Below are 24,345 nucleotides of genomic sequence, written 5' to 3'. Positions count from 1 at the left end.
CGATGCCCTTATCCGATATTCGATAGTTTCAGCAGCAGGCGCAGGTCGTTGAGCAAGTCCTTGCCCTTGACCTTGGCGTCGTAGCGCAGCACCAGGTTGCCGTGGGGGTCGACGATCCACAGTTGCGCCTCTGCGGGGGCGGCAGCGCTCTTGGTAAAGGTCGGCAGATCCAGCGGGTAACGCTGCAGTTGTGGGTATTCGGCCTTGAGCTTGGCGTCGTATTGCGCAGCGACAGGCTGCGCGCTGGCCAGGGCGTGGCTGGCACGGGAGGCGTCGCGACCGAGGCCGATCTGCAGTTGCCGAGCGAGGTAGACCAATTGCTGGCAATCGGCAGCGCACGTGGCAGGGGCAGTAACCAGCAGCTGCCAGCGATCTTCATCTGCCTGTACACCGATGTCGGCACGGGTCTGGCCGTTGCCAATCAGTTCGCCGTGGTAGCTGCGACTGTCCGGAACCCAGAATTGCAGTTTGTACATCAGGGTCGCCAGCACCATCGGGCCGACCACCATGAGCAGGATCAGGACCAGTTGCCAGCGACCTTTGCGGCGGTCAGGCACCTCAGACATGTTGGGTGGATTCATGGCCGCTCCCATGGGGCTTCTCCTTTTTGTTGTGCCATCCGAAGTAGAGGTAAAGCACCAGCAACGCCAGTGCCATGGCAAACCACTGCACCGCATAGGCCAAGTGTTTTTCCGGGCCCATGGCGACGATTGGCCAAGTGGTGTCGTACGTACCAGGACCCGCTTCAGCGCGCAGTTCATAGGCAAAACCGCTACGCCCCAACTCGTCCCACAGCGCGGCGGGGTGCAGCGCTGTGAGCAGACGTGGCCATTGCGCGCTCGCAGGGTCGGCATGCAGCTGGAAAGTCTCGCCGGGGGCGACATACACCCAGGCGTCGAGATTCAGTGCCTGTCCGGGGGTGGAAAAAGCCGGCGGTGTACGCCGGTCAGGCCATGGCAGCCAGCCGCGGTTGAGCAATAACCATTGGCCGCTGGCCTGGTCGTGGAAGGGCTGCAGCAGTTCGACACCCGCCTTGCCGTCGCGCATACGGTTATCCAGCAGCACACTGTGCTCGGCATCGAATTGACCACGAAGATGGACGCGGCGAAAGGCAGGGTCGGCCATGTCATTGAGCTGCACGCTGCTCACCGGCTCGGCGGCGCGGCGCTCGGCATAGCTGTCCACCAGTAGCTGTTTTTCATGTCCTCGAGCCAGTTGCCAGAACCCCAGGCTCACCATCAATGGCAGCAACACCAGTACCACCAGCGTCGGCGCGATACCCGGACGAAAGCGCTGCATGGCACTGGCTATACTGGATCTCATCGCCCCTCCCCCTATAGTCCTGGAGCCAGACCATGCTCAAAGCAGCCATTGCCCTGATGCTGATCGCGACTGTCGTGAGCCTGTTCAGTGGCTTGTTCTTCCTGGTCAAGGACGAGGGCAACTCCAACCGCCTCGTCACTGCCCTGACCGTGCGCGTGGTACTGGCCGTGATCACCGTGAGCTTGATCGCCTGGGGCTTTTTCAGCGGCCAACTGGTCTCTCATGTGCCGTGGTAACCCGCCTCACAGCACATAGACGAAGAAAAACAGCCCGATCCACACCACATCGACAAAGTGCCAATACCAACTGGCCGCCTCGAAACCAAACTGATGCTCGGCGTTGAAATGCCCGCGCAGGATGCGCATCAGCATCACAAACAAAATGATGGTGCCGATGGTCACGTGGGCACCGTGAAAGCCCGTGAGCATGAAGAAGGTCGCGCCGTACACGCCAGAGCCCAGGGTCAGGCCCAGCTCTTTATAGGCGTGGATGTACTCCTCAGCCTGGAAACCGAGAAATGCCAGGCCCAGCAGCACAGTGATCGCCAGCCAGATCTTCAGCGCACCGCGATGGCCTTTGCGTAGCGCATGGTGAGCGATGGTGATGGTCACGCTGGAGCTCACCAGCAGAATGGTATTGACCAACGGCAGGCCCCAGGGGCTGATGGTGCCTTTGGGCGCCGGGTAGAGCTTGGGATCGGGGTTGTTGAGCAGCGGCCAGGCAAATTCGAAATTCGGCCACAGCATATGGGCGACGCCTTTGGGGCCTTCGCCCGCCAGCCAAGGGCCCGCCCACACGCGTACATAGAACAGCGCACCAAAAAAGGCGATGAAGAACATCACCTCGGAGAAGATGAACCAGGTCATGCCCCAGCGAAACGAGCGATCCATCTGCGCGCTGTACAACCCGGCGCGACTTTCCTTGATCACCGCGCCGAACCAGCCGAACAGCATGTAGGCCAGCAACAGCCCGCCGACGAAAAAGATCCACGGGCCATGGGATTCCGGGCGCGCCGCCTTTAAGTCGTTGAACCACACGGCCAGGCCATACACGGTGACCAGCAGGCCAATTGTGGCAATTATCGGCCATTTGCTTTGCGCTGGTACGTAGTACGTATCATGAGTCGACATGTATTCGCTCTCCTGATTGAGGGGGCAAACAGTAGCTAGCCGCCGCTGTTCGCGGCCACCGGCGCTTGCCGCGCAGTGATATCAAACAGCGTGTACGCCAGGGTCAAATGCTTCACATCCTTGGGCATGGCGCGGTCGACGATAAAACGCACCGGCATTTCAATACGCTCGCCTGGCTGCAGCACCTGCTGGGTAAAGCAAAAACACTCGGTCTTGTGGAAATACATCGCCGCCTCGGCCGGGGAAATGCTCGGGATCGCCTGGGCCGTCATCGGCTTATCGGTGGGGTTGTAGGCCACGAACAGCATCTCGTTGACCGCCCCGGGGTTGACCACGATTTCATCGGCCTTGGAATGAAATTCCCAGACCATGTCGATGGCATTGGTTGACAGAAACTGCACCCGCACCTGGCGCGAAGGGTCAACGATTTGCTCACCCTCGTACTGCCCGGCGGTCTTGCCGTTGATGCCGAACGCCCTGCACATCACGTCGTAGATCGGCACCAGGGCGAAGCCGAAGGCGAACATCGCCAGCACCAGGATCAGCAGGCGGGTGACCAGGCGTTTGAGGGGCACGGAGTCAGCCATGACGATCACCCGAGACGAACCAGGAAAGTGTGGGAGGGGGCTTGCCCCCGATTGCTGCCCCACAACCAATAATGATGTCGGCTGGCACACCGCTATCGGGGGCAAGCCCCCTCCCACAAGGTATCAGCGATGACGTGTTCATTTGACCTCCGGTGGCGTGGTGAAGGTGTGATACGGCGCGGGCGACGGCACGCTCCATTCCAGCCCTTCGGCGCCATCCCACGGCTTGGCGGGTGCCGGTGTGCCGCCACGGATGCACTTGATCACAATGAACAGGAAGAAGATCTGCGTAGCACCGAACATGAAGGCGCCCACGGATGAGACCATGTTGAAGTCGGCGAACTGCAGGTTGTAGTCCGGTATCCGGCGCGGCATGCCAGCCAGCCCCACGAAGTGCATGGGGAAGAACGCCAGGTTCATGCCCACGAAGGACAGCCAGAAGTGCAACTTGCCCAGGGTTTCGTCGTACATGTGGCCGGTCCATTTCGGCAGCCAGTAGTAGGCCGAGGCGAAGATCCCGAAGATCGCGCCGGGCACCAGTACGTAATGGAAGTGCGCCACCACGAAGTAGGTGTCGTGGTACTGGAAGTCCGCCGGGGCAATTGCCAGCATCAGCCCAGAAAAACCGCCGATGGTAAACAGGATCACAAAGGCGACCGCAAACAGCATCGGCGTCTCGAACGTCAGCGAGCCTTGCCACATGGTGCTGACCCAGTTGAACACCTTCACCCCCGTGGGCACGGCAATCAACAGCGTGGCGTACATGAAGAACAACTCACCCACCAGCGGAATGCCTACCACGAACATGTGATGCGCCCACACGATGAACGACAGGAAAGCAATACTGGCGGTGGCGTACACCATCGAGGTGTAGCCGAACAACGGCTTGCGCGAGAAGGTCGGGATGATCGAGCTGACGGCACCAAAGGCCGGCAGGATCATGATGTACACCTCAGGGTGGCCGAAGAACCAGAAAACGTGCTGGAACAGCACCGGATCACCGCCGCCAGCCGCGCTGAAGAAACTGGTGCCGAAGTGGATATCCATCAGCATCATGGTCACGCAGCCCGCCAGCACCGGCATCACCGCAATCAGCAGGAACGCGGTGATCAGCCAGGTCCATACGAACAGCGGCATTTTCATCAGGGTCATGCCCGGCGCGCGCAGGTTGAGGATGGTGGCAACCACGTTGATCGCGCCCATGATCGAACTGATGCCCATCAGGTGGATGGCGAAGATGAAGAACGTCACGCTCTCCGGTGCGTAGGTGGTGGAGAGCGGCGCATAGAAGGTCCAGCCGAAATTCGGCCCGCCACCGGGGCTGAACAGGGTGGACACCAGCAGAAGGAATGCCGCCGGCAGCAGCCAGAAGCTGAAGTTGTTCATGCGCGGCAAGGCCATGTCCGGCGCGCCGATCATCAACGGGATCATCCAGTTTGCCAGCCCGACAAAGGCTGGCATCACTGCGCCGAACACCATGATCAGGCCATGCATGGTGGTCATTTGATTGAAGAACGCCGGCTCGACGATCTGCAGGCCCGGCTGGAACAGCTCGGCACGGATCACCATGGCGAACGAGCCGCCGAGCAGGAACATGGTGAAGGCGAACCACAGGTACATCGTGCCGATGTCTTTGTGATTGGTGGTCAGCACCCAACGCATCAAGCCTTTGGCGGGGCCGTGGGCGTGGTCGGCATGACCATGGTCGATCACAGTGCTCATGGCCGTTCTCCTGCAAGCGAGTCAGCGGGGCGATTCAGGGCATTCGCAACGAAGGTAGTCATTTGCTTTCCGCCTGTTTCAGAGCCAGCACGTCTTTGGGCGTGACCATGTCGCCTTTGTTATTGCCCCAGGCATTACGCTCGTAGGTCACGACAGCAGCGATATCCACTTCCGAAAGTTGTTTGCCGAAGGCCGCCATCGCGGTACCGGGCTTGCCGTGATAGACAATGCCCAAGTGATCGGCTGCTGGGCCGGTGGCGATTTTCGAGCCCTTGAGCGCGGGGAACATCGGCGGCAAACCTTGGCCTTCAGCCTGGTGACAAGCCACGCAGGTGGTGTGGTAGACCTTGTCGCCACGGGCTACCAGCTCATCCAGCGTCCACTCTTTGGAGGTCAGCTCCTTGAGTTTGGCGGCCTCTTCCTTGCGCTCGCCGAGCCAGGTGTCGTAGTCGGCCTTGGATTTGACCTCGACCACGATGGGCATGAAGCCGTGGTCCTTGCCGCACAGCTCCGCGCATTGGCCACGGTAGATGCCCGGCTTCTCGATACGGGTCCAGGCCTCGTTGACGAAGCCTGGGATGGCGTCGCGCTTGACCGCAAAGGCCGGCACCCACCAGGAGTGGATCACATCGGCGGCGGTCACCAGGAAGCGCACCTTGGCGCCCACCGGCAACACCAGCGGCTGGTCGACCTCCAACAAGTAATGTTCGCCTTTGGTCGCCTGGTTATGGATTTGCTCGGCGGGCGTGGCCAGGTTGCTGAAGAACTCCACATCCTGGCCCAGGTACTTGTAGTGCCACTTCCACTGGTAGCCGGTGACCTGGATATCGATATCCGATTCACTGCTGTCGTAGATGTTAATCAGGGTCTTGGTCGCCGGAATGGCCATGGCCACCAGGATCAGCAGGGGCACCACGGTCCAGAGAATCTCCACGGTAGTGCTCTCGTGGAACTTGGCCGCAACCTGGCCCGTGGACCGGCGGTGCAGAATCATCGACCAGAACATGGCGCCAAACACGACGATGCCGATCACCACACAGATCCAGAAGATGGTCATGTGCAGGTCAAACACGGCGTGACTGACTTCAGTAGCCCCTGGCGCCATATTCGTTGTCCAGGCGGCGTGCGCCTGGCCGAATACCGACCACAACAGTAGGCCCATCCAAACGTGTGGATGTCGCGTCATTGCGGGTTCCCCTTTATGTTTCTTGTTATCCCGCCGGTTTGCACCTGCGGCGAAGGGAGCGGCTTCCATACTGCTTACAACCGCCAAGCCTTGCCTGCGTCATGCAGTTGGGCGTCATCAGCTAATTGCGTACAAAACCGAGTATAGACAGCCAGGGCAACCCCGCAATGTGTAGGGGCAAATGAGCTAAAACAGACAGCTGGGCTCAATAATCCCAGGAGCGCAAACGTTTATCCGACGAACGATGGCATTTCGATATAACACACCTGCATAACCATGAAATAATTATGACAAATGCGTCTTAGGCGCCCGTATAAACGAACTACCTTATCCTCTCCCTTTTCCTATACCTGTTTCACTGGAGCCTTCATGAACACCGCCGCATTGCGCGAGCAGATTTCCCGTGCCCATCAACACGAAGCCAGCACTGGCCAGCTTGCCACACAGCTGGAAAAACAATTGCCGCACCTGCATTCGGCCATATCCTTGGCTGACGGTGATAGCAACATTGTCATGACGCGCTTTGTCACCGCTTATATCGATCTGGTTCCCGATTTGCTGGACGCCGCCAATGACGTGGCCCGCGAGGCCGGAATTGAAAGCCAAATCAAGCCGGTGCTGAAAATCGCCGAACACTTCTTCCTGCAACCGCCCGCGATCATGGCTGGGCACGAGGGCCTCGACGGCCTGCTGGACGAGGCTTACCTGGCCCATCGTCTGGTGGAGGAGGTCAACGATCTGTATATCAAACATTTCGGCCAGCCGTTGATTCCCGCGGATACCACCGTGGCCAATGTGATTGCTCACCGATTGATCGGCGAAACATTTGCCAACCAGTTGGATGAAGCCGTACACCACGCGGTAGATGAAATGCTTAACGAAGACAGCTTTGCGCTGGAGTCGGTCGAGGCGTACCGCGAGACACTGAAGAGCCCGAGCACCGAAGCGGCATGGAAACGCTGGCCGTGCCTGTCGCGCCAGCTTGGGGTTGAACTGACGCTGGATCAGCCGGCGTAAATCGTCCGGTTTACAAAGATCAAATGTGGGAGGGGGCTTGCCCCCTCCCACATTTTTTGATCCGGTTTCGTCAGGTAGTAGACGGCGCCGAACCTATCCCCACCGTTGTGCGTACCCGGCCTTCCAACCGGCGCTTGAGCCCACGCGCCTCAATCACCAGCGTCGAGCCCTTGGCCGCATTGGCCCGGCCCCACTCCTCCAGTAACTCCAGGCAAGAGTGGTCGATATAACTCAGGTTACTCAGCGGCACGTGCAACGTGGTCCCCGCAGGCACCGTCGACAGCACCTGAGTCAACGCCGGCACTTTCAGAAAGGTCGCCGCACCCGTCAAGCGCAGCTCCATCTCACCCTCTTGAGGCAGGTCGATCAGACTGACTTTCAATCGCGAAGCCTTGAAGGCCAGTTTAAGCAACGTCAACCCAAAGCCCACCAGCACACCGGTCAGCAAGTCGGTAAAGATGATCGCCAGCGCCGTAGCCGCATAGGTAAACATCGGCATCCGCCCATAGCGCCCCAGTGCCTTGAACGCCTTGACGTCCACCAGCTTGATCCCGGTGTACACCAGCACACCCGCCAGGCTTGCGACCGGAATGCTTTGCAGCACGCTCGACAGCAAAAGTACAAAGCCCAGCAGCCACAGGCCGTGGAACATCGCCGATAAACGCGTGGTAGCACCGGCCTGGACGTTGGCCGAGCTGCGTACAATCACGCCGGTCATCGGCAAGGCGCCAACCAGGCCGCAAAGCATGTTGCCGACACCCTGGGCAGACAACTCCTTATCGAAATCGGAGCGCTGGCCGCTGTGCATACGGTCGACCGCTGCGGCAGACAGCAGGGTTTCGGCACTGGCAATAAACGCGACGGCAAACGCCGCGATCAACAGCTGTGGGTCTGCCAGATTGAGCAGGTCGCTGGGGCGCAGCCAGTCGATGGCATCCGCGAGATTTTCCGGGACTTCCACACGCTTTACCTGCAAAGCCAGCACCAGGCTGGTGACGGTCGCAAGGCCCACGCCGAGCAAGGCGCCCGGCACGAACCGTAGCCGTTGCGGACGGAATTTATCCCACAGGTACATCACCAACATGGTCGACAGGCCGAGCAGGCCGGCTTGCCAACCCAGCCCGCCGCCGAGGGTCGGAATTGCTTCAGCCACAGCCGCCGGGAAACCTGCCAGGTTATCCAGCCCAGACGGCTTGGGCGCCCCATCGAGCATCACATGGATCTGCGATAACACAATCAATACGCCGATCCCCGCCAACATGCCGTAGACCACAGCCGGTGCCGTGACACGAAACCAGCAGCCCAGGCGTAGACGCCCGGCCACCAGTTGCAGGAAACCCGCCAGCAACAGGATCGGCCCCAGCATCAGCATGCCGTGTTGGCGCACCAGCTCGAACACCAGCACCGCCAGACCCGCTGCCGGGCCGCTGACCTGCAGCGGCGACCCTGCCAACCAGCCCACCACCAGGCCACCGATGATACCGGTGATCAGCCCTTTGGCCGGCGGCATGCCGGACGCGATCGCGATCCCCATGCACAGGGGCAGGGCGACCAGAAACACAACCACGGAGGCGAGCAGCTCCCGCGGCAGTACAGCTTTCAATTGAGCAGCACGCATGATGGCTCTCCCGAGGCATTCGCCGGGCACGGCAAAGCCTGGCTGCATCCATGGCAGCCACCGCTTTACCCGGCGGGGAAGTGTTTTAGAAGCGCGCTCTAGGCGTCGCGGACGGGATCGGCTCGGTGCCGTTCAACGGTCGAAACGCTGCCTTTTCCGCATCGTAGGCCCGAATTTCGCTGGTCTCGATGTTGTAGATCCAGCCATGGATAAACAGATGACCATTGGCCATGCGCGAAGCCACCGAAGGGTGGGTGCGCAAATGCTGCAACTGGGCGATGACGTTTTCTTCGGTCAACACCTTCATGCTCTCGCCTTCATTGGCGCAGTCGCAGTTGTCATGGACCATGGCCTTGGCGACCTCGGCGTGACGCAACCAGGCCCTGACCGTCGGCATCTTTTCCAGGCTATCGGGGTTGAGTACCGCGCGCATGGCGCCGCAGTCGGAGTGCCCGCACACGATGATGTGCTGTACACCCAGGGCGAGCACCGCGTACTCGATGGCCGTGGATACGCCACCGTTCATCTGGCCGTAGGGAGGCACCACGTTACCGACGTTACGGGTTACGAACAGGTCGCCGGGGGAGCTTTGGGTAATCAGCTCGGGCACGATGCGCGAATCGGCACAGGTAATGAACATCGCCCGCGGGCTCTGCGCCGTGGCGAGTTTCTTGAAGAGTTCTTCCTGCTGGGGGAAGACGTCGTGATGGAAATGCAAAAAGCCGTCAACGATATGTTGCAACGCTGCATCGGCGGACTCCGCCCCAGGGGCTGAAACCGACGCAGCCAACGGCTGTTTATCCTTGTCACTCATGATTCATCCTCTTGATTAATGCAGGGGAGTGTTCACCACCATTCGACGCCGGGTGAGTGGAATAGTTGAGACCCACACAACCCACGGCGGCGACTTATGAGTCACTCGCTGAACAAGGTAACCGCCGAAACTTAACTCAAACTGAATGAACCGCTCTAGCTCGGGGCTTTCAGTGATATCAAAACGCGACCACTCATACAGTAATGGTGCTGTCTTATTCATCAGTCTACAACAATGCCATTTGCCTGCCCGGCGGACAGAACGCCGCGCAATCCAGATTGAAACCTTCACGACGATTCAGCCCCAGGCGCTTGATCGCCTTGCTGAAGCGTTGCGCCAGCAGGTCCGCAAATGGTCCTTCACCACGCATTCGCACACCGAAGCGGCTGTCATACACCTGGCCACCGCGCACCTGGCGCACCAGGCTCATGACATGGGCGGCACGCTGAGGATAATGGGCCGCCAGCCATTCCTCGAACAGCGGCGCAACCTCCAACGGCAAGCGCAGCATCATATACGCCGCGCTTTGTGCCCCGGCCGCGTGAGCCTCGGCAAGCAGGCTCTCCAATTCGCTGTCGTTGATCATCGGAATCATCGGCGAACACAACACGCCCACCGGGATACCCGCCTCGCGCATGACCCGAATCGCCCTCAGCCGCGCCTTGGGCGCCGCCGTGCGTGGCTCCAGGATGCGCTTGAGCTCATCGTCCAGGCTGGTGAGGCTGATCATCACTGCCACCAGGCGTTGGCGGGCCAGCTCGGTCAGCAGGTCGAGATCGCGCAATATCAACGACCCCTTGGTGATGATAGTCACCGGGTGCCGGTAGCGCAGCAGCACTTCCAGGGTTTGCCGAGTGATCTTGTATTCACGCTCGATAGGCTGGTACGGATCGGTATTGGAGCCCAGGTTGATCGGCGCGCACACGTAGCCAGGCTTCGACAGCTGCTGTTCCAGCACATCAGCCGCGTTGGTCTTGGCGATCAACCTGGTTTCGAAGTCCAGCCCCGGGGACATGTCCCAATAGGCATGACTGGGCCGCGCATAACAGTAGATGCAACCATGCTCGCAGCCGCGATAAGGGTTGATGGAACGATCAAAGGGCAAGTCCGGCGAGTTATTGCGCGTGATGATGGTCTTGGCCGTTTCAATACGCACTTCGGTGCCTTGGGTCTCGGGCACCTCCTGATACCAGCCGTCGTCCTCAGCCACGCTGACAGTAGGTGCAAACCGGTTGTGCAGGTTGGTGGCCGTGCCCCGACCCCGGGGCGGCAACGCAGTAGACATGAAAACGCCTCGATACTGTTTTTATATACAGTATCGAGGCGTGAGCTTTCTGACCAGTGCCGTTGGGCGGCCAGGGAGAGGTCAGTGCTTTTGCGTCACCTGCCCCAAGTCATCCCCCGAGGTCGTGCGCATAGTGCTTTTGCGCAGGTCCGCCACCTCACCGGCATCGATCGGTGCCCCTTTGTTGCCCCAGCTGCCACGGATAAAACCGACCACATCCGCCACTTCCTGGTCCGACAGGCGCCAGGCGAAAGCCGGCATGGTGAAGGTCGATGGCGCCGTATGGGTCGCAGGCAAAGTACCGCCGTTCAACACGATGTTGATCAACGATGTGGCATCCGCCGTCTGCAATACCGGGTTGCCCGCCAGTGCCGGGAACACACGCGTATAGCCATGGCCATCGGTACGGTGGCAGGCCGCGCAGTTATCGATATACACCGACGCGCCTGGCTTACTGTCATCGCCTTTCCAGAGCGCTTGGGCTACCTGCTTGTCGTACTGGTGTGGCTGGTCCTTGGGATCGACCGCCGGCAGGCTCTTTAGGTAACGGGCGATAGCGGTCAGGTCGTCCTGCGACATGTACTGCATGCTATGGACGACAACATCGCTCATGCCACCGAACACCGCGCTGCGGTCACTGCGACCGGTCTTGAGGAACTGCACCAATTGCTCCTCGCTCCAGCTGCCCAGGCCATCCTTGTGGTCACCGCGCAGGCTTTTCGCGATCCAGCCTTCCAACGGTGCACTGCCGGACAGGAAGGCGTTGCCATCAGCGGCACTCAGGGCTTTTTCCTGCATGGTAAGGGCACGAGGCGTATGGCAGGCGCCGCAGTGGCCGAGGCCTTCAACCAGATAAGCACCACGATTGATCACCGGATCAGCAGCGGTTTGCGCCTGATGCTCCTCGACCGCTGGCGCGAACATCCAGCGCCAAGCCGCCAACGGCCAGCGCATGCTCAAGGGCCAGGGAATATCGCTGTCCTTGTTCTCCTGGGCAACCGGCTCAACGCCCTTCATGAAATACGCATACAACGCCTGCATATCGCTGTCGCTGACACGCGCATAAGACGGATAGGGCATTGCCGGGTAAAGCGTACTACCGTTCTTGGCGACGCCATGGCGCACGGCCTTGTCGAAGTCCTCGAATCTATAGTCGCCCAGGCCGGTCTTGTCCGGGGTGATGTTGGTGGAATAGATCACGCCGATGGGGGTTTCCATGGGCAGGCCTCCGGCGAAGGGTTTGCCACCCTTGGCGGTATGGCAGGCCACGCAGTCACCGGCACGCGCCAGGTATTCACCCTGCTTGATCAAGTCGGTTTCGGCAGCACTGACCGAGCAACTGCTGAAGAGCGCCAGGGAGGCGATAACGAATGCTTTCATGGTTATCGCTCCTTATGCCTGAACCAGTGGGCCAGGGTTTTTCAGATACTGCTCGCGGATCGCTCGAGCCGACCAATAGGTCAACGCTGCTACCAGCCCCGTAGGGTTGTAGCCCAACCCTTGTGGGAAAGCAGACGCACCCGGGACAAACACGTTGTGTACATCCCAGCACTGCAGGTAGCGGTTCAAAGCACTGGTTTTTGGATCGGTGCCCATGATCGCGCCACCGTTAAGGTGGGTGGTCTGGTATGAGGCGGTATTGAAGTGCTCGCCGACTTTTTTACCCAACACCGCGATGGCCTTGGGGTTCATGGCTTGGGCGACCTTGCCCATTTTCTCGATCATGAAGCGGTTCATCTTGATGTCGTTTTCTTGCCAGTCGAAGGTCATGCGTAGCAGCGGCAAACCGTAGGCATCGCGGTAAACCGGATCCAGGTCCAGGTAGTTACTGCGGTAGGACTGATGGGCGCCGTGGGCATCCATCGACACCTGATGGGTGTAGTAATCGGCGGTGGCGCGCTTCCAGGCGCTGCCCCAGGCCGGCGTGCCCGGCGGGTTGGAGGTACCGGCAATCGGCCGGCTGCCGGCCTGGTTGACCCACATCGGCGAGCCACCCACGAAGCCGTGGGGGCCGTGGTCGAAGTTGTCGGCATTGAAGTCGTCGATGGCCACGCCATTGCCGCCCGCGCCGATGAAGTTGTTGGTGTGAGTGTCCTTGTCGAAGAACGCCTTGATGGTGCCCATGTTCTGGTAGGCGAAGTTGCGGCCCACCACGCCCTCATTGGTGATCGGGTCGTAGGGCTTGCCGATGCCCGACAGCAGCATCAGGCGCACGTTATGGAACTGGAACGCGCCAAGAATCACCAGGTCTGCCGGCTGCTCGCATTCGCGGCCCTGGGCGTCGATATAAGTCACGCCGGTGGCTTTTTTCCGGGTGCTGTCGAGGTTGACCTTAAGCACGTGGGAATTGGGCCGCAGCTCGAAGTTTGGCACTTGGCGAAGGGCCGGCAGGATGTTCACGTTCGGTGACGCCTTGGAATACATGTAGCACACGTAGCCACTGCAAAAACCGCAGAAATTGCACGGGCCCATCTGCGCGCCGTAAGGGTTGGTGTAGGGCCCCGAAGTATTGGCCGACGGCAGGTTGTAGGGTTTGTATCCCACTTCAGCCGCGGCTTTTTGAAACAGCTGTGCGGAGACCGTATTTTTCTGCGCCTCCAACGGGAACGGGTTGGAGCGATCCGGCGCATACGGGTTGCCCCCACGACCTTCGCCTACCAACTGCCCCTTGACGGTCCACGCCTGACCGGAGGTGCCGAAGACTTTTTCCGCATAGTCGAAAAATGGCTCCAGCTCTTCGTAGCTGACACCGAAATCCTGGATGGTCATGTCCTTGGGAATAAAATTCTTCCCATAGCGCTCTTCGTAATGGCTGCGCATGCGCAGTTCGATGGGGTCGACACGAAAATGCACACCTGACCAATGCAGGCCCGCCCCCCCTACGCCGTTACCCGGCAAAAACGCACCGAGCTGACGATTGGGCAGGGCAACATCATTCACGCTATGGCGAATGGTCACCGTCTCTTTGGAGATATCCTGGAACAGCTTTTTACGCACGCTGTAGGTCAATTCGTCGATGACCTGGGGATAGTTGCCGTCCGGATAGGTGTCCTGCATCGGGCCGCGCTCCAGCGCTACCACGTTGAGGCCCGCTTCCGTAAGCTCCTTGGCCATGATCGCGCCGGTCCAACCGAAGCCAACAATCACCGCATCCACTTTCTTCATGATGGTCGCCACGTTTATGCCCTCTCGCCGCGAATGGAAACAGCCGGGAAGGGGTATTGCTCGTTGCGTTCCACCCAATCCATGAAGTCGGCGCGTGCGCCCGGGAAGCCGATCATGGTCCAGCCGACCATGCCCTTATTGCCGCCGTGGATGGGATCGCAGAAGAAACCCTCCTTGGTGTTTTGCAGCAACAGGTTGAAGAATATCTTCGCTGGCACTGCCTCGAAATGCGCTGCGACTTCACTGCCGCCAGCCTCCAAGCGCCGCAGCATATCGTCCCGGGTAGCGCTGTCTTGCGCAGCAAAAACTTTACCGTTGAACGCCTTCGACCATGCATCCGTCGCAGCAATACCCAGGCGGTAGATTTCCTTGGGCACTAATTTGCTCTGCCAGCCCATCTCCGGCGCTGCATCGGCATTGAACGGTCCCTGCATGTACCACAGCGCGCCACTGGCGTACGGCGTGTTCATCTGACGGTCAATGTATTCCGGCGCGCCAGCCTCCAAGGCACCAGGCCCCTGGGCGTCGGCGGGAATCAAGCGCTCCACGGCGGCATTGATAAACGCCCATTCCTCAGCCGTGAAATAGCTCGGTTCATAGGTCTTTTCGTTTGGCGCAGGCTTGACCGGCGCTGCCTGGGCAGGCTCCGGCGTGGCCATCAGCATCGAACCGCCAAGGCCGGTGCTGGCAACCGTGACCACCGGGATCAAGGTCAAGGATTTGCGTAGAAAGTCACGCCGGGGGTTGTCTTGATCTTGATCAGACATGGGTACACCTCATCATGTGGGCACGGGTTTGGCAGCCGCTTCTGAGAACGGTTTGTCTTTTTTTAGCGGCACACTGGATCCAACCGATCCTATGAGATAGAGCGCAGCCGCAATCAATGGTTACAAATGATAGCAGGCTAAGGATGTAGAGGAGAGATTCAGCGACCTAAGTCGCATAAAAAGTGGAAGAGGGCTTGCCCCCGATAGGGTCGTGTCAGCCAAGTTGTGCATGGCTGAAACGCCGCTATCGGGGGCAAGCCCCCTCCCACATTTTGGTACGCGTACGGGTTGTCAGTCTTTCTTCAACTTGGGGTTGGGAAAGAACTGCACGGCTTGCACTTTTGGATCCGCAGGTGCTTTCAACGCAGACGTATTGACCCGCGTACCCAATTCCTTGGGCACAGACAAGCCTTGATCATTGAGCGTATCGGTATAGCCGCAGGCCACGCATTCACGGTGCGGCACGCTGTCTTCGGTCCACATCTTCAACTTGTCCGGCTCGCTGCACGCCGGGCAGACCGCCCCGGCGATAAATTGTTTTTTGGTCATCACAGGCCCTTCACTCATGCTGCCGCGTCCTCACTGAGGCCGCTGTGGCGCAAGAGTGCGTCAATCGACGGCGCCCGTCCGCGGAAGTCGACGAACAACACCATCGGCGCCTGGGACCCCCCACGCGCCAGGATCGCTTCGCGGAAGGCGCGACCGGTCTGGGCGTTGAGCACTCCGTCTTCTTCGAACTTGGAAAATGCGTCCGCGGACAGCACTTCCGCCCACTTGTAGCTGTAGTAACCCGCCGCATAACCACCGGCAAAGATGTGCGCGAAGCTGTTAGGGAAGCGGTTGTAGGCCGGTGGACGCATCACCGAGACTTCGTCACGCACGCCTTCAAGGACCTGCGCCACGCTGCGGCCATCGCCATGGGTGGCGTGCAGCTCGAAGTCAAACAGCGAGAACTCCAGCTGGCGCACCATCATCAGGCCGGACTGAAAGTTTTTCGCGGCGAGCATTTTTTCCAGCAGGTCCTGGGGCAGCGGCTCGCCGGTTTCATAGTGGCCGGAAATCAGTGCCAGGCCCTCGGGCTCCCAGCACCAGTTCTCCATGAATTGGCTCGGCAACTCCACCGCATCCCACGCCACGCCGTTGATACCGGATACGCCGGCATGTTCGACGCGGGTCAGCAAGTGATGCAGGCCGTGACCGAATTCGTGAAACAACGTGGTGACTTCATCGTGGGTCAGCAGGGCAGGCTTGCCGCTGTCGGCTGGAGTGAAGTTGCACACCAGGTTGGCTACGGGGCTTTGCAACACGCCATCGACGGTGCGGCGGCGGTCACGGGCTCCGTCCATCCAGGCACCGCCGCGCTTGTTGGCGCGAGCGTACAGATCGAAGAAGAAGCGCCCGACGTGCTCGCCGTTTTCCTTGATTTCGAACAGGCGGACATCCGGGTGCCAGGTGTCGAAGCCTTTTAGCTCGGCGATCTCAATGCCATACAGGCGCTGAACGATGGAAAACAGCCCACCCAGCACCTTGTCGATGGGGAAGTAGGCGCGCAGGGCTTCCTGGGACACGCTGTAGCGCTGCTCACGCAATTTTTCGCCGTAGAAACCGCTGTCCCAGCTCTGCAGGTCGGCGCAGCCTTGTTCGGCGGCGTAAGCCTTGAGCTGCTGCAGATCCTGGGCGGCAAACGGCTTGCTGCGCTTGGCCAGGTCGCGCAGGAAGCTCAGCACCTGGTCACTGGACTCGGCCATCTTGGTCGCCAGGCTCAGCTCGGAGAAGGATGCAAAACCCAACAACTGGGCCAGTTCCTGACGCAGGTCGAGGATCTGCTCCATCACCGGGCCGTTATCGTTCTGGCCCGCGTTCGGGCCTTGATCCGACGCACGGGTACAGTAGGCGGCGTACACCTCCTCACGCAAGGAGCGGTCCTGGGCGTAGGTCATTACCGCGTAGTAGCTGGGAAACTCCAGGGTGATCAACCAGCCATCAAGGCCCTTGGCCTGGGCCGCGGCGGCCATTTGCGCCTTGGCCGAGTCGGTCAGGCCGGCGAGGGTGGCTTCATCGGTGACGTGCTTGGTCCAGGCCTGGGTGGCGTCCAGCAGTTGGTTGGAAAATTTGCTGCCCAGCTCGGAAAGCTTGCTCTGCACTTCGGCGTAGCGCTTTTGCTGCTCCGGCGGCAGGTCGATGCCCGACAGGCGGAAATCGCGCAGGGCGTGTTCCAGGATGGTTTTCTGCGCCACGTCGAAACCGGCAGCCTCTGGGCTGTTGGCCAAGGCTTCGAAGGCCTGGAACAGTTCGCGGTTCTGGCCCATTTCGGTGGAGTAGGCGCTCAATGCCGGCAAGCAAGCCTCGTAGGCTTCGCGCAGCTCGGCGCTGTTGCACACGGCATTGAGGTGGCTGACCGGGCTCCAGGCAGCGCCAAGACGATCATTGAGTTCATCCATGGCAAGGACCAGACCGGCCCATGTCGGATTTTTACCCTGGCTTTGCAGGATCTCTGCGATTGCCACACGGTTGTCGGCGAGGATCTGTTCGATGGCCGGCTGGACGTGCTCGGCACGGATCGCCGAGAACGGCGGCAGGTCGTAGGGCTGCAAAAGAGGGTTGTTCGCGCTCACGGTTGGCACCTTGGCTGAAGAAACATGTAAGAACAAAGATGGGGCCATCTTAATTACAATCAACACCCACCGCAGCTATCAGCAGAAGAGAGAGAGGCTATCGTGACCCTTCGCACCTATCAGAATCACACGCCAACCCTGGGTACAGGGGCTTTTGTCGATATTTCGGCGGTGGTGATCGGCGATGTCGAAATCGGCACCGACAGCTCGGTATGGCCGCTGACAGTGATACGCGGCGACATGCACCGCATCCGCATCGGTGCACGGACCAGCGTGCAGGACGGCTGCGTGCTGCACATTACCCATGCAGGGCCGTTCAATCCTGACGGTTTCCCGCTGCTGATCGGTGACGACGTGACCATCGCCCACAAGGTCATGCTGCATGGCTGCACCGTGGGTAACCGCATCCTGATCGGCATGGGCAGCATCGTGATGGACGGTGCCGTGGTCGAGGACGACGTGATCATCGGCGCCGGCAGCCTGGTGCCGCCAGGCAAGAAACTCGACAGCGGCTTCTTGTACGTGGGCAGCCCGGTTAAACAGGTCCGCGCCCTGACTGACAAGGAGCGTGCCTTTTTCACCTACAGCGCCGCGAACTACGTGAAACTCAAGGACCTGCACCTGGCTGAAGGCTTCGATCAATGATCCTGAACCACTCCACCGTGCTGTTCGACCTGGACGGCACCCTGACCGACCCGCGTGAGGGCATTACCCGGTCGATCCAGTATGCCCTCGGCAAGTTGGGCATCGACGAGCCCGATCTGACCAAGCTCGAACACTTCATCGGTCCGCCCTTGCTGCAGGCGTTTATGCAGTTCTACGGCTTCGACGAGGCCAAGGCCTGGGAAGCGGTGAATTTCTATCGCGAACGCTTCAAGGTCACCGGGCTGTATGAAAACCGCGTATTCGACGGCGTCATGCCATTGCTGGAAGAGCTGAACAGCCAGGGCCGCCAGCTATACGTAGCCACCTCCAAGCCGTGGGAATTTGCCCGTGAGATTGCGCGGCATTTCGACTTCGCCAAGCACTTCAAGGTGATCTACGGCAGCGAGCTGGACGGCACGCGCACCAACAAGGTCGAGTTGATCGCCCACTTGATGCGTGAGCAAGGGCTGGACCCGGCCACCACCTTGATGATCGGTGATCGCAAGCATGACCTGATCGGCGCACGCAGCAACGGGCTGGATTCGGCGGCGGTGGGGTATGGATTCGGCAGTTTTGAGGAGTTGAATGCCGAGGCACCGACCTGGCATTTCGAAACGTTGGCGCAGATGCACCAGGCGTTTTTGCAGCGTCCTTGAGACCGCTTTCGCAGGCAAGCCAGCTCCCACAATTGACCGATTTTCAACATGAGAATGCGGTCAGCTGTGGGAGCTGGCTTGCCTGCGAAGAGGCCCTAGCGGCCAACCTTTTCCAACTGCCGCAACGCCGCCTTGCGCTGCTCCACCGGCAACCCACCCAACCGCTCCACCGCCGCATAAAACCTCACCCATTCCCCGCCTTCCTGGGCAAACAACGCCGCAAACGCCGGCACCCATTGGTCATACAACCCAAACGGCAACAGTCGGGCATTGTTCATCGGCTGGTTGATCCAGGCGTCATAACGCTTGTCGCCGCCCCATTGGCTATCACGCATCTGCCGGTATTCACTGCGCAAGCGCTCGAACTGCGCCGCTTTGGCCCGTCGCATCGCGTCCGCTGCCAACGGCTGCGCATACAGCGCTTCCAGGCGTTTGCGGGTTTCGAGAATCAGCCGGATAAACTGGTCGCGCTGCTTCAACGCCGCATCGCTGACGGGCGCCAGGCCCCGTGCCGCCCGCCATTGACGAGTGCCTTCCTGCTCGACGAAGCTGGCATAGGACTCATTGAACTCGGTGTCGTCTTTTACGTAAAAGCGTTGGTGGGCCAGTTCATGAAAAATCAGCGTGGCCAGGCGCTCATCGCCCCAGCTCATCATCGAACTCATGATCGGGTCGTTGAACCAACCCAAGGTGGAATAGGCCTCGACGCCACCAATCGACACGTCCATGCCCCGTTGCCGCAACAGCGCCGCTTCGCCACGCGCCGCACCCTGGCGGTAGTAGCCGCGATAGGCGACGCATCCGGCAATGGGAAAGCAGTGGTTTTCAGCGGACAGGGAAAACTCCTGCGTGGCAAAGACATTCCACACCACATAGGGCCGACCGATGTCGGCATATAGCCGGTAACTTTGGTTGTCGGGCAGATGCAGGTGCTCACTGGCAAAGGCTCGGGCTTTCTGCGATTGAACCAGATGCTCGCGCAGCAATGGCGGGCGAGAGGGGTCGGCAATGATCTCGGCAACCGGTTCCCTGGCCCGCAACAATTGCCACTGGCCGCTCGCCAATTGGCTGTAATAACTGACGCTGGAACAACCACTGAGTAGCACAACCATCAACCCTGGAAGAAAACGCCTGATCATGCCCCGACTGCTCCTGGCTGATTAATTCGCCAAACTATCGCGCTTGTATGGAATTTTTCTACGGCGCGGCGTGTTTATACTCAAACCTCTCCCTGCGTTGAGTACCTGCCATGCGTCAGTTTCTGTTTCCCGTCGCCGCCCTGTTCCTCAGCGCCTGCACTTCGACGCCGCTCCCGCCAGTCGACCCGCAGCAGGCCTGGGTCGACTTCACTACGCCGACACCCGGTTCCAAGTTGGTCATGGCCCAACGCCTGGATGGAAAGAACCTCGACGACGGGCGCTTTTTCCAGATGCCCCCCGGCCCTCACGAGCTGATGGTGCGCTTTGACTTTGAAGTGCCCGCCGGCGGTGGTTTGGGTGGCCTCAGCCAGATGATGTATCGAACCTGCTTCATGACCTTGCAGTACGACCACTTCCAGGCCGGCCAGCGCTATATGCTCGAAGGCCGCTCGCTGGCGTTCACGCCCAATATCCGGCTGTATGACTCAGCACGGCAGCTGCTGGCCGAAGAACGCAGCGTGAACTGCATCTGATCAGTCGTTGTTCTTCTGATAGATGATGCGCTTGGTGCCGTTTTCGCACGAACCGACAATCATGGCTTCGTCATGATTCTTGGCTTCTTCGGCAGTGATGATTTCCAGGGTATAGGACGGAATCGCCTTGGCCTGGAGCTGTACTTCAATTTCCTTCCTGAGCTCTTCACAATCTTTTGGAGCGGCCACGGCCGAAGTGGCCAATACAGCGCAGATGATCGCCAAGGCAAAACGTTTCATGTGTGTAGCTCCCTGAATGCATGCGCACGAGTGTGCGCCTAAGGCTGCATAGGCTATAGGACCACATAGGGGAAACACGAGTTCTGATTTAACGCATAACTATATGAGGAGGGGGCTTTTGCCCGATAAAGGTGTATCCGTCATCCAACTATCGGCTGACTCACCGTTATCGGGGCAAGCCCCCTTCCACAAGGAAGTGCTGAGTTAGTTAACCAGGGTGCCATCCAGGGTGATGGTCGCATTCAGCACCTTGGACACCGGGCATCCTTCCTTGGCCTTTGTGCTCAGTTCATCGAACTGCGCCTGGCTGGCGCCGGGGATCTTGGCTTTCAGGATCAGATGCACCGCAGTAATCGCAAAGCCGCCATCGACCTGATCCAGGGTCACTTCGGCCTGGGTGTCGATGCTGTCGGCCTTGAGTCCGGCATCGCCGAGAATCATGGAAAACGCCATGGAAAAGCAGCCGGCATGAGCCGCGCCGATCAGTTCTTCTGGGTTGGTGCCCTTGCCGCCCTCGAATCGGGCCTTGAAGCCGTAGGGCGCTTCGCGCAGTACGCCGGTTTCCGTGGAAATGGAACCCAGGCCGGTCTTCAGATCACCTTCCCAATGCGCGGATGCCTTTTTAACGATGCTCATAGCTTTCTCCTCGAACGGTGGTTTTGTCTCAGTAAGGGTTCTGAGGATAGACGCCACGGCAAAGTTCACTCGTAAGAAAAACCTAGTGATTAAGTAGGAAAATTCTCGCGTACTATTGAAACTCGGGTATATGCCCTCATTGCATAGGGCATGCACATGCCGCGGCAGGTTTTGGCTCGATTAAAAAAGCCTGTGCGCCCCTTTGGAGAAGCAGGCTTATGAAATCGCTGTCCGACGTAAAATTTTCGACCCTCGACCTGGTGCCCGTGCGCGCCGATGGCAACCCAGCGCAGTCGCTGCGCAATTCCCTGGACCTGGCCCAGCACGTTGAAAAATTCGGCTACCACCGTTTCTGGGTAGCTGAGCACCACAATATGGACGGCATCGCCAGTTCGGCCACCTCGGTACTGCTCGGCTACCTGGCCGGCGGCACTTCGACCATCCGCGTGGGTTCCGGCGGAGTCATGCTGCCTAACCATGCGCCGCTGGTGATCGCCGAGCAGTTCGGCACCCTGGAAAGCCTCTACCCTGGCCGTATTGATCTGGGTCTGGGCCGTGCGCCCGGCTCCGACCAGATGACCGCCCGCGCCCTGCGCCGTGAACGCTCAGGCAGTGCTGATGATTTCCCCGAGGATGTGGCCGAATTGATGGCCTACCTGGGCCCACGTACGCCCGATCAACGGGTGATCGCCGTACCGGGTACAGGCACCAACGTGCCGGTGTGGCTGCTGGGTTCAAGCTTGTTCAGCGCACAATTGGCCGGTGAGCGGGGTTTGCCCTACGCCTTCGCATCCCATTTCGCACCGCGCTTGATGCATGAGGCGATTCGCGTGTACCGCAATCACTTCAAGCCGTCGGCAGTGTTGGACAAGCCCTACGTGATGCTCGGCATTCCTCTGGTGGCGGCGGATACCGATGAACAGGCCGATTATCTGGCCACCTCGGTGTACCAGCGCATCCTCGCGCTGATGCGCGGCCAGAGCCTGGTGCAGCGCCCACCAGTGAAAACCATGGATGGCCTGTGGTTGCCCCATGAAAAAGACGCGGTCGCAAGCTTCCTCGGCCTGGCCATGGTCGGCAGCCCGGCGAAGATCCGCGCCAAGCTGGAGGTGTTGATCGAGCAGACCGGCGCCGATGAGCTGATCTTCACCAGTGACCTGTACGAGCACGCTGACCGGATTCATTCCTACGAGTTGCTGGCACAGGTGATGAAAGGCTGAACCCAGACGAAAAAAAAACCGACGCACCTGCGTCGGTTTTTTATGTCTGCAACACGGGATTAACCGCGTTTATAGACGATTTCCTTGGTGCCACCTTCGCAGGTGCCGACCACTTGAGCGTCGGTCGAAGCGCCTTTATCCACTACTTCCAGCGAATAACCCGAAGCGCCCTTGGCGTCAATTTTCGCTGCTATTTCGCTTTTCAGCTCTTCACAAGGCTTGCCCGCCGCCAGGGCCGTGCCCGCAATGCTCAACAAACCTACCGCCAACAGAAACTTCTTCATCCGTTACTTTCCTTGCGCTGATCCAAAGAGCGTGCCGGCGCTCATTGCGTCGGCACCCGTTGTTTGTAGCGCAGGTTATGGCAATCGGCCAGCGGTCAAAGTTCAACTCAGCCGATCAACTACTGGCAATTCGGAATCCCACCTTAAGCGTGACCTGGAAATGCGCAGCCTTGCCATCCTTGATGTGACCGCGGGTTTCGGTCACCTCGAACCACTCCAGATGCTTGATGCTTTTGTTGGCTTCAGCCAGGGCATTGTTGATCGCGTCTTCGATGCTGGTGGTGGAAGAACCCACCAGTTCGACTTTCTTGTAGGTGTGATGATCAGTCATGGCATTTCTCCTAGGGGGTCGTTAATCAAGACTAGCAGTGAATGTTCTTACTGCTTCTGGCGACCGCTGGGAGGCGAAAGTTCAGAATTACTGCACTTTCTGAAACCGCCGCAGTCGGTATCTACACACGCCACTCAATCACTTCAGGAGATGTTCACATGGCCAACACTTCTTTACGCAAAGCGTCGCTGGAAAGCATGGAAGCCGAGATCTCGAGCCTTCTCAAGTCCCTTGAAAGCCTCAAGGATGATGCATCCGATGAGTCGCGCAAAACGCTGAAGGCCCTGAAAAGCAATGCCGAGAACGCCCTCAAGCACTCTCGTCATCTGATCAGCGATGCCTATGAAGAAAGCAAAGTCAAAATCCGCGAAACCGGTGTTGCGACCCGGGACTACGCACAAGAGCATCCATGGACCACCGCCGGAGTCGCCGTTGGCGCGCTGGGTCTGCTGGCGGCTTACCTGCTGTGCAAGCGCGGCGACTGATTTACCGGCTATAGCGGTTGGCGCATCAGCTCAGCCTTGAGCCATTGCGCCAATTGCCCGGCGCGCCCGTCCGCGGCGCGCTTGGGTAGCCACAACGCCAGGTGCGCCGGGGTTTCGCTGAAACCCCACGGCGCCACCAGGCGACCCGCACGCAGGTCCTCTGCCACCAGCGGTTCTGGCGCAATCGCCACGCCCAACCCTGCAACTGCCGCTTCCAGCAAATAATACAAATGCTCAAATCCCTGGCCGAATTTCAACGCGCCCGGCTCGATACCCTGTTGACGCGCCCAACTGGGCCAGGCTTGGGGCCGCGACGTGGTGTGCAACAGCGCTTCATCAGCCAAGGCCGACGCCGGTGCCAGGCGCAACTGTTCATAACCATCAAAACGCGGGCTCATGACCGGACCGATGCGTTCGCTGACCAGTTCATAAACCTGCATATCCGCCGGCCACGGCGGCTCGGCAAATACCAGCAGCGCGTCCAACCCAGGGCGACGAGGGTCAAGGTCACCTTCGCCGGCAGACAGGTGCAAGCGCAAGTCCGGCAAATCCGCATTCAAGCGCCCCAGGCGCGGAATAAACCAACGCGCCAGCAAACTGCCCGAACAACCGAGTACGAAAGGCGCATCGGCGCTGCTCTGGGTGAGCTCAGCGCACACATCCCGCAAACGCTCGAACGCCTCGGCGCTGGCATCTCGCAGCCTTACGCCCGCATCTGTGAGTTTAAGGCCTCGTCCGTCCTTGACGAACAGGCTTACCCCCAAGTGCTCTTCAAGCACTTTCAACTGGCGGCTCACCGCGCCATGTGTCACATGCAATCGCTCGGCGGCCTGGCTGACGCTGTTGACGCGGGCGGTGGCTTCGAATGCGCGCAAGGCATTGAGGGGTGGAAGGTCGCGGCTCATCTGTGAGTTTCCCTGACAGGTTGAGGCGATCTTATCGGTTTT

The 24,345-nt window shown here is 59.6% G+C and carries 27 protein-coding genes; 7 read left to right on the top strand and 20 right to left on the bottom strand.

From position 1 onward, the window contains the following. Positions 1-8: 8 nt before the first annotated feature. Entirely contained in the window at positions 9-593 is a 585-nt protein-coding gene (locus tag TU73_RS07150; RefSeq protein WP_057011650.1) for a hypothetical protein, read from the bottom strand. After that, positions 559-1,323, bottom strand: coding sequence for an SURF1 family protein (locus TU73_RS07145; protein WP_057011600.1), 765 nt, complete (start codon positions 1,321-1,323; stop codon positions 559-561). Before TU73_RS07145 ends, TU73_RS07150 begins: the two co-directional genes overlap by 35 nt. Positions 1,324-1,355: 32 nt before the next feature. Between TU73_RS07145 and TU73_RS07140 the strand changes: the two genes are divergently transcribed. Continuing rightward, positions 1,356-1,559, top strand: coding sequence for a twin transmembrane helix small protein (locus tag TU73_RS07140; RefSeq protein WP_057011599.1), 204 nt, complete (start codon positions 1,356-1,358; stop codon positions 1,557-1,559). A 6-nt stretch (positions 1,560-1,565) separates the two neighbouring features. Here TU73_RS07140 and TU73_RS07135 read toward each other — a convergent pair whose 3' ends face one another. The 4 genes from TU73_RS07135 to coxB form a co-directional block, all read right to left on the bottom strand. After that, positions 1,566-2,453: a cytochrome c oxidase subunit 3 gene (locus TU73_RS07135; RefSeq protein WP_057011598.1), complete on the bottom strand. Its 888-nt coding sequence runs from the start codon at positions 2,451-2,453 to the stop codon at positions 1,566-1,568. Positions 2,454-2,488: 35 nt separating this feature from the next. Continuing rightward, a complete protein-coding gene (locus tag TU73_RS07130; RefSeq protein WP_057011597.1) occupies positions 2,489-3,040 on the bottom strand; it encodes a cytochrome c oxidase assembly protein in 552 nt (183 codons plus the stop codon). 138 nt (positions 3,041-3,178) lie between these two features. Continuing rightward, positions 3,179-4,762, bottom strand: a complete 1,584-nt coding sequence (gene ctaD, locus TU73_RS07125; protein WP_043048306.1) for a cytochrome c oxidase subunit I — start codon at positions 4,760-4,762, stop codon at positions 3,179-3,181. A gap of 58 nt (positions 4,763-4,820) precedes the next feature. Beyond that, positions 4,821-5,948, bottom strand: coding sequence for a cytochrome c oxidase subunit II (gene coxB, locus TU73_RS07120; protein ID WP_057011596.1), 1,128 nt, complete (start codon positions 5,946-5,948; stop codon positions 4,821-4,823). Positions 5,949-6,317: 369 nt separating this feature from the next. Here coxB and TU73_RS07115 point away from each other — a divergent pair, with 369 nt between their 5' ends. Then, positions 6,318-6,965, top strand: coding sequence for a hypothetical protein (locus TU73_RS07115; protein ID WP_043048304.1), 648 nt, complete (start codon positions 6,318-6,320; stop codon positions 6,963-6,965). A 70-nt stretch (positions 6,966-7,035) separates the two neighbouring features. Here TU73_RS07115 and TU73_RS07110 read toward each other — a convergent pair whose 3' ends face one another. From TU73_RS07110 to prlC, 8 genes are all read right to left on the bottom strand, one after another. Continuing rightward, positions 7,036-8,583, bottom strand: coding sequence for a SulP family inorganic anion transporter (locus tag TU73_RS07110; RefSeq protein WP_057011595.1), 1,548 nt, complete (start codon positions 8,581-8,583; stop codon positions 7,036-7,038). Positions 8,584-8,668: 85 nt separating this feature from the next. Then, positions 8,669-9,397 (bottom strand): carbonic anhydrase, encoded by a 729-nt coding sequence (locus TU73_RS07105; RefSeq protein ID WP_057011594.1) that lies wholly within the window; start codon positions 9,395-9,397, stop codon positions 8,669-8,671. 226 nt (positions 9,398-9,623) lie between these two features. Beyond that, a complete protein-coding gene (locus TU73_RS07100; RefSeq protein WP_057011593.1) occupies positions 9,624-10,682 on the bottom strand; it encodes a PA0069 family radical SAM protein in 1,059 nt (352 codons plus the stop codon). Between the two features lie 81 nt (positions 10,683-10,763). Next, complete coding sequence (locus tag TU73_RS07095) at positions 10,764-12,062, bottom strand: cytochrome c (RefSeq protein WP_057011592.1); 1,299 nt, start codon at positions 12,060-12,062, stop codon at positions 10,764-10,766. 12 nt (positions 12,063-12,074) lie between these two features. Next, positions 12,075-13,859 carry a GMC family oxidoreductase gene (locus TU73_RS07090; protein WP_043048299.1) on the bottom strand — a complete coding sequence of 595 codons (1,785 nt, stop codon included), beginning with the start codon at positions 13,857-13,859 and terminating at the stop codon, positions 12,075-12,077. 2 nt (positions 13,860-13,861) lie between these two features. Continuing rightward, entirely contained in the window at positions 13,862-14,614 is a 753-nt protein-coding gene (locus TU73_RS07085) for a gluconate 2-dehydrogenase subunit 3 family protein (protein WP_057011591.1), read from the bottom strand. Positions 14,615-14,905: 291 nt separating this feature from the next. Beyond that, entirely contained in the window at positions 14,906-15,181 is a 276-nt protein-coding gene (locus tag TU73_RS07080) for a YheV family putative zinc ribbon protein (protein WP_057011590.1), read from the bottom strand. Beyond that, entirely contained in the window at positions 15,178-17,277 is a 2,100-nt protein-coding gene (prlC, locus tag TU73_RS07075; RefSeq protein WP_173668893.1) for an oligopeptidase A, read from the bottom strand. The genes TU73_RS07080 and prlC overlap by 4 nt, the downstream gene beginning before the upstream one ends. 54 nt (positions 17,278-17,331) lie before the next feature. On the opposite strand from prlC, the gene TU73_RS07070 reads away from it, so the two are divergent. After that, on the top strand, positions 17,332-17,874 hold the full coding sequence (locus TU73_RS07070) for a gamma carbonic anhydrase family protein (RefSeq protein WP_057011588.1): 543 nt from the start codon (positions 17,332-17,334) through the stop codon (positions 17,872-17,874). Then, on the top strand, positions 17,871-18,530 hold the full coding sequence (locus TU73_RS07065) for an HAD family hydrolase (RefSeq protein ID WP_057011587.1): 660 nt from the start codon (positions 17,871-17,873) through the stop codon (positions 18,528-18,530). The genes TU73_RS07070 and TU73_RS07065 overlap by 4 nt, the downstream gene beginning before the upstream one ends. 95 nt (positions 18,531-18,625) lie before the next feature. Here TU73_RS07065 and TU73_RS07060 read toward each other — a convergent pair whose 3' ends face one another. Continuing rightward, entirely contained in the window at positions 18,626-19,669 is a 1,044-nt protein-coding gene (locus tag TU73_RS07060) for an aminopeptidase (RefSeq protein WP_057011586.1), read from the bottom strand. Positions 19,670-19,779: 110 nt separating this feature from the next. Between TU73_RS07060 and TU73_RS07055 the strand changes: the two genes are divergently transcribed. Further along, positions 19,780-20,202, top strand: a complete 423-nt coding sequence (locus TU73_RS07055; protein ID WP_057011585.1) for a PA0061/PA0062 family lipoprotein — start codon at positions 19,780-19,782, stop codon at positions 20,200-20,202. On the opposite strand, the gene TU73_RS07050 is transcribed toward TU73_RS07055, so the two are convergent. Both TU73_RS07050 and TU73_RS07045 read right to left on the bottom strand, forming a co-directional pair. Continuing rightward, on the bottom strand, positions 20,203-20,442 hold the full coding sequence (locus tag TU73_RS07050; protein WP_057011584.1) for a DUF1161 domain-containing protein: 240 nt from the start codon (positions 20,440-20,442) through the stop codon (positions 20,203-20,205). A 204-nt stretch (positions 20,443-20,646) separates the two neighbouring features. Then, complete coding sequence (locus TU73_RS07045) at positions 20,647-21,078, bottom strand: OsmC family protein (protein WP_057011583.1); 432 nt, start codon at positions 21,076-21,078, stop codon at positions 20,647-20,649. A gap of 218 nt (positions 21,079-21,296) precedes the next feature. On the opposite strand from TU73_RS07045, the gene TU73_RS07040 reads away from it, so the two are divergent. Beyond that, positions 21,297-22,298 (top strand): LLM class flavin-dependent oxidoreductase, encoded by a 1,002-nt coding sequence (locus TU73_RS07040; RefSeq protein ID WP_057011582.1) that lies wholly within the window; start codon positions 21,297-21,299, stop codon positions 22,296-22,298. 59 nt (positions 22,299-22,357) lie between these two features. Here the strand turns inward: TU73_RS07040 and TU73_RS07035 are convergent, their stop codons facing one another. Beyond that, positions 22,358-22,582, bottom strand: a complete 225-nt coding sequence (locus TU73_RS07035; protein ID WP_057011581.1) for a DUF1161 domain-containing protein — start codon at positions 22,580-22,582, stop codon at positions 22,358-22,360. 115 nt (positions 22,583-22,697) lie between these two features. Continuing rightward, positions 22,698-22,913, bottom strand: a complete 216-nt coding sequence (locus tag TU73_RS07030; RefSeq protein ID WP_057011580.1) for a dodecin — start codon at positions 22,911-22,913, stop codon at positions 22,698-22,700. 158 nt (positions 22,914-23,071) lie between these two features. On the opposite strand from TU73_RS07030, the gene TU73_RS07025 reads away from it, so the two are divergent. Then, positions 23,072-23,398: an ElaB/YgaM/YqjD family protein gene (locus tag TU73_RS07025; protein WP_003170746.1), complete on the top strand. Its 327-nt coding sequence runs from the start codon at positions 23,072-23,074 to the stop codon at positions 23,396-23,398. An 8-nt stretch (positions 23,399-23,406) separates the two neighbouring features. Here the strand turns inward: TU73_RS07025 and TU73_RS07020 are convergent, their stop codons facing one another. Then, a complete protein-coding gene (locus TU73_RS07020; protein WP_057011579.1) occupies positions 23,407-24,303 on the bottom strand; it encodes a LysR family transcriptional regulator in 897 nt (298 codons plus the stop codon). Between the last annotated feature and the right edge of the window lie 42 nt (positions 24,304-24,345).

The sequence above is a fragment of the Pseudomonas libanensis genome, assembly GCF_001439685.1.
GTDB classification, from domain to species: Bacteria; Pseudomonadota; Gammaproteobacteria; order Pseudomonadales; family Pseudomonadaceae; genus Aquipseudomonas; species Aquipseudomonas libanensis.
This window is presented reverse-complemented; position numbering and strand designations above follow the sequence as displayed.

Bases quoted from the DNA above. Each gene is read 5' to 3' on its own strand.
- TU73_RS07080 (WP_057011590.1), bottom strand. From the start codon at position 15,181: ATGAGTGAAGGGCCTGTGATGACCAAAAAACAATTTATCGCCGGGGCG.
- TU73_RS07140 (WP_057011599.1), top strand. From the start codon at position 1,356: ATGCTCAAAGCAGCCATTGCCCTGATGCTGATCGCGACTGTCGTGAGC.
- ctaD (WP_043048306.1), bottom strand. From the start codon at position 4,762: ATGAGCACTGTGATCGACCATGGTCATGCCGACCACGCCCACGGCCCC.
- TU73_RS07130 (WP_057011597.1), bottom strand. From the start codon at position 3,040: ATGGCTGACTCCGTGCCCCTCAAACGCCTGGTCACCCGCCTGCTGATC.
- TU73_RS07045 (WP_057011583.1), bottom strand. From the start codon at position 21,078: ATGAGCATCGTTAAAAAGGCATCCGCGCATTGGGAAGGTGATCTGAAG.
- TU73_RS07040 (WP_057011582.1), top strand. From the start codon at position 21,297: ATGAAATCGCTGTCCGACGTAAAATTTTCGACCCTCGACCTGGTGCCC.
- TU73_RS07150 (WP_057011650.1), bottom strand. From the start codon at position 593: ATGGGAGCGGCCATGAATCCACCCAACATGTCTGAGGTGCCTGACCGC.
- TU73_RS07095 (WP_057011592.1), bottom strand. From the start codon at position 12,062: ATGAAAGCATTCGTTATCGCCTCCCTGGCGCTCTTCAGCAGTTGCTCG.
- TU73_RS07025 (WP_003170746.1), top strand. From the start codon at position 23,072: ATGGCCAACACTTCTTTACGCAAAGCGTCGCTGGAAAGCATGGAAGCC.
- TU73_RS07110 (WP_057011595.1), bottom strand. From the start codon at position 8,583: ATGCGTGCTGCTCAATTGAAAGCTGTACTGCCGCGGGAGCTGCTCGCC.
- TU73_RS07135 (WP_057011598.1), bottom strand. From the start codon at position 2,453: ATGTCGACTCATGATACGTACTACGTACCAGCGCAAAGCAAATGGCCG.
- TU73_RS07035 (WP_057011581.1), bottom strand. From the start codon at position 22,582: ATGAAGAAGTTTCTGTTGGCGGTAGGTTTGTTGAGCATTGCGGGCACG.
- TU73_RS07030 (WP_057011580.1), bottom strand. From the start codon at position 22,913: ATGACTGATCATCACACCTACAAGAAAGTCGAACTGGTGGGTTCTTCC.
- TU73_RS07055 (WP_057011585.1), top strand. From the start codon at position 19,780: ATGCGTCAGTTTCTGTTTCCCGTCGCCGCCCTGTTCCTCAGCGCCTGC.
- TU73_RS07145 (WP_057011600.1), bottom strand. From the start codon at position 1,323: ATGAGATCCAGTATAGCCAGTGCCATGCAGCGCTTTCGTCCGGGTATC.
- TU73_RS07065 (WP_057011587.1), top strand. From the start codon at position 17,871: ATGATCCTGAACCACTCCACCGTGCTGTTCGACCTGGACGGCACCCTG.
- TU73_RS07060 (WP_057011586.1), bottom strand. From the start codon at position 19,669: ATGATCAGGCGTTTTCTTCCAGGGTTGATGGTTGTGCTACTCAGTGGT.
- TU73_RS07105 (WP_057011594.1), bottom strand. From the start codon at position 9,397: ATGAGTGACAAGGATAAACAGCCGTTGGCTGCGTCGGTTTCAGCCCCT.
- TU73_RS07115 (WP_043048304.1), top strand. From the start codon at position 6,318: ATGAACACCGCCGCATTGCGCGAGCAGATTTCCCGTGCCCATCAACAC.
- coxB (WP_057011596.1), bottom strand. From the start codon at position 5,948: ATGACGCGACATCCACACGTTTGGATGGGCCTACTGTTGTGGTCGGTA.
- TU73_RS07100 (WP_057011593.1), bottom strand. From the start codon at position 10,682: ATGTCTACTGCGTTGCCGCCCCGGGGTCGGGGCACGGCCACCAACCTG.
- TU73_RS07085 (WP_057011591.1), bottom strand. From the start codon at position 14,614: ATGTCTGATCAAGATCAAGACAACCCCCGGCGTGACTTTCTACGCAAA.
- prlC (WP_173668893.1), bottom strand. From the start codon at position 17,277: ATGGCCCCATCTTTGTTCTTACATGTTTCTTCAGCCAAGGTGCCAACC.
- TU73_RS07050 (WP_057011584.1), bottom strand. From the start codon at position 20,442: ATGAAACGTTTTGCCTTGGCGATCATCTGCGCTGTATTGGCCACTTCG.
- TU73_RS07020 (WP_057011579.1), bottom strand. From the start codon at position 24,303: ATGAGCCGCGACCTTCCACCCCTCAATGCCTTGCGCGCATTCGAAGCC.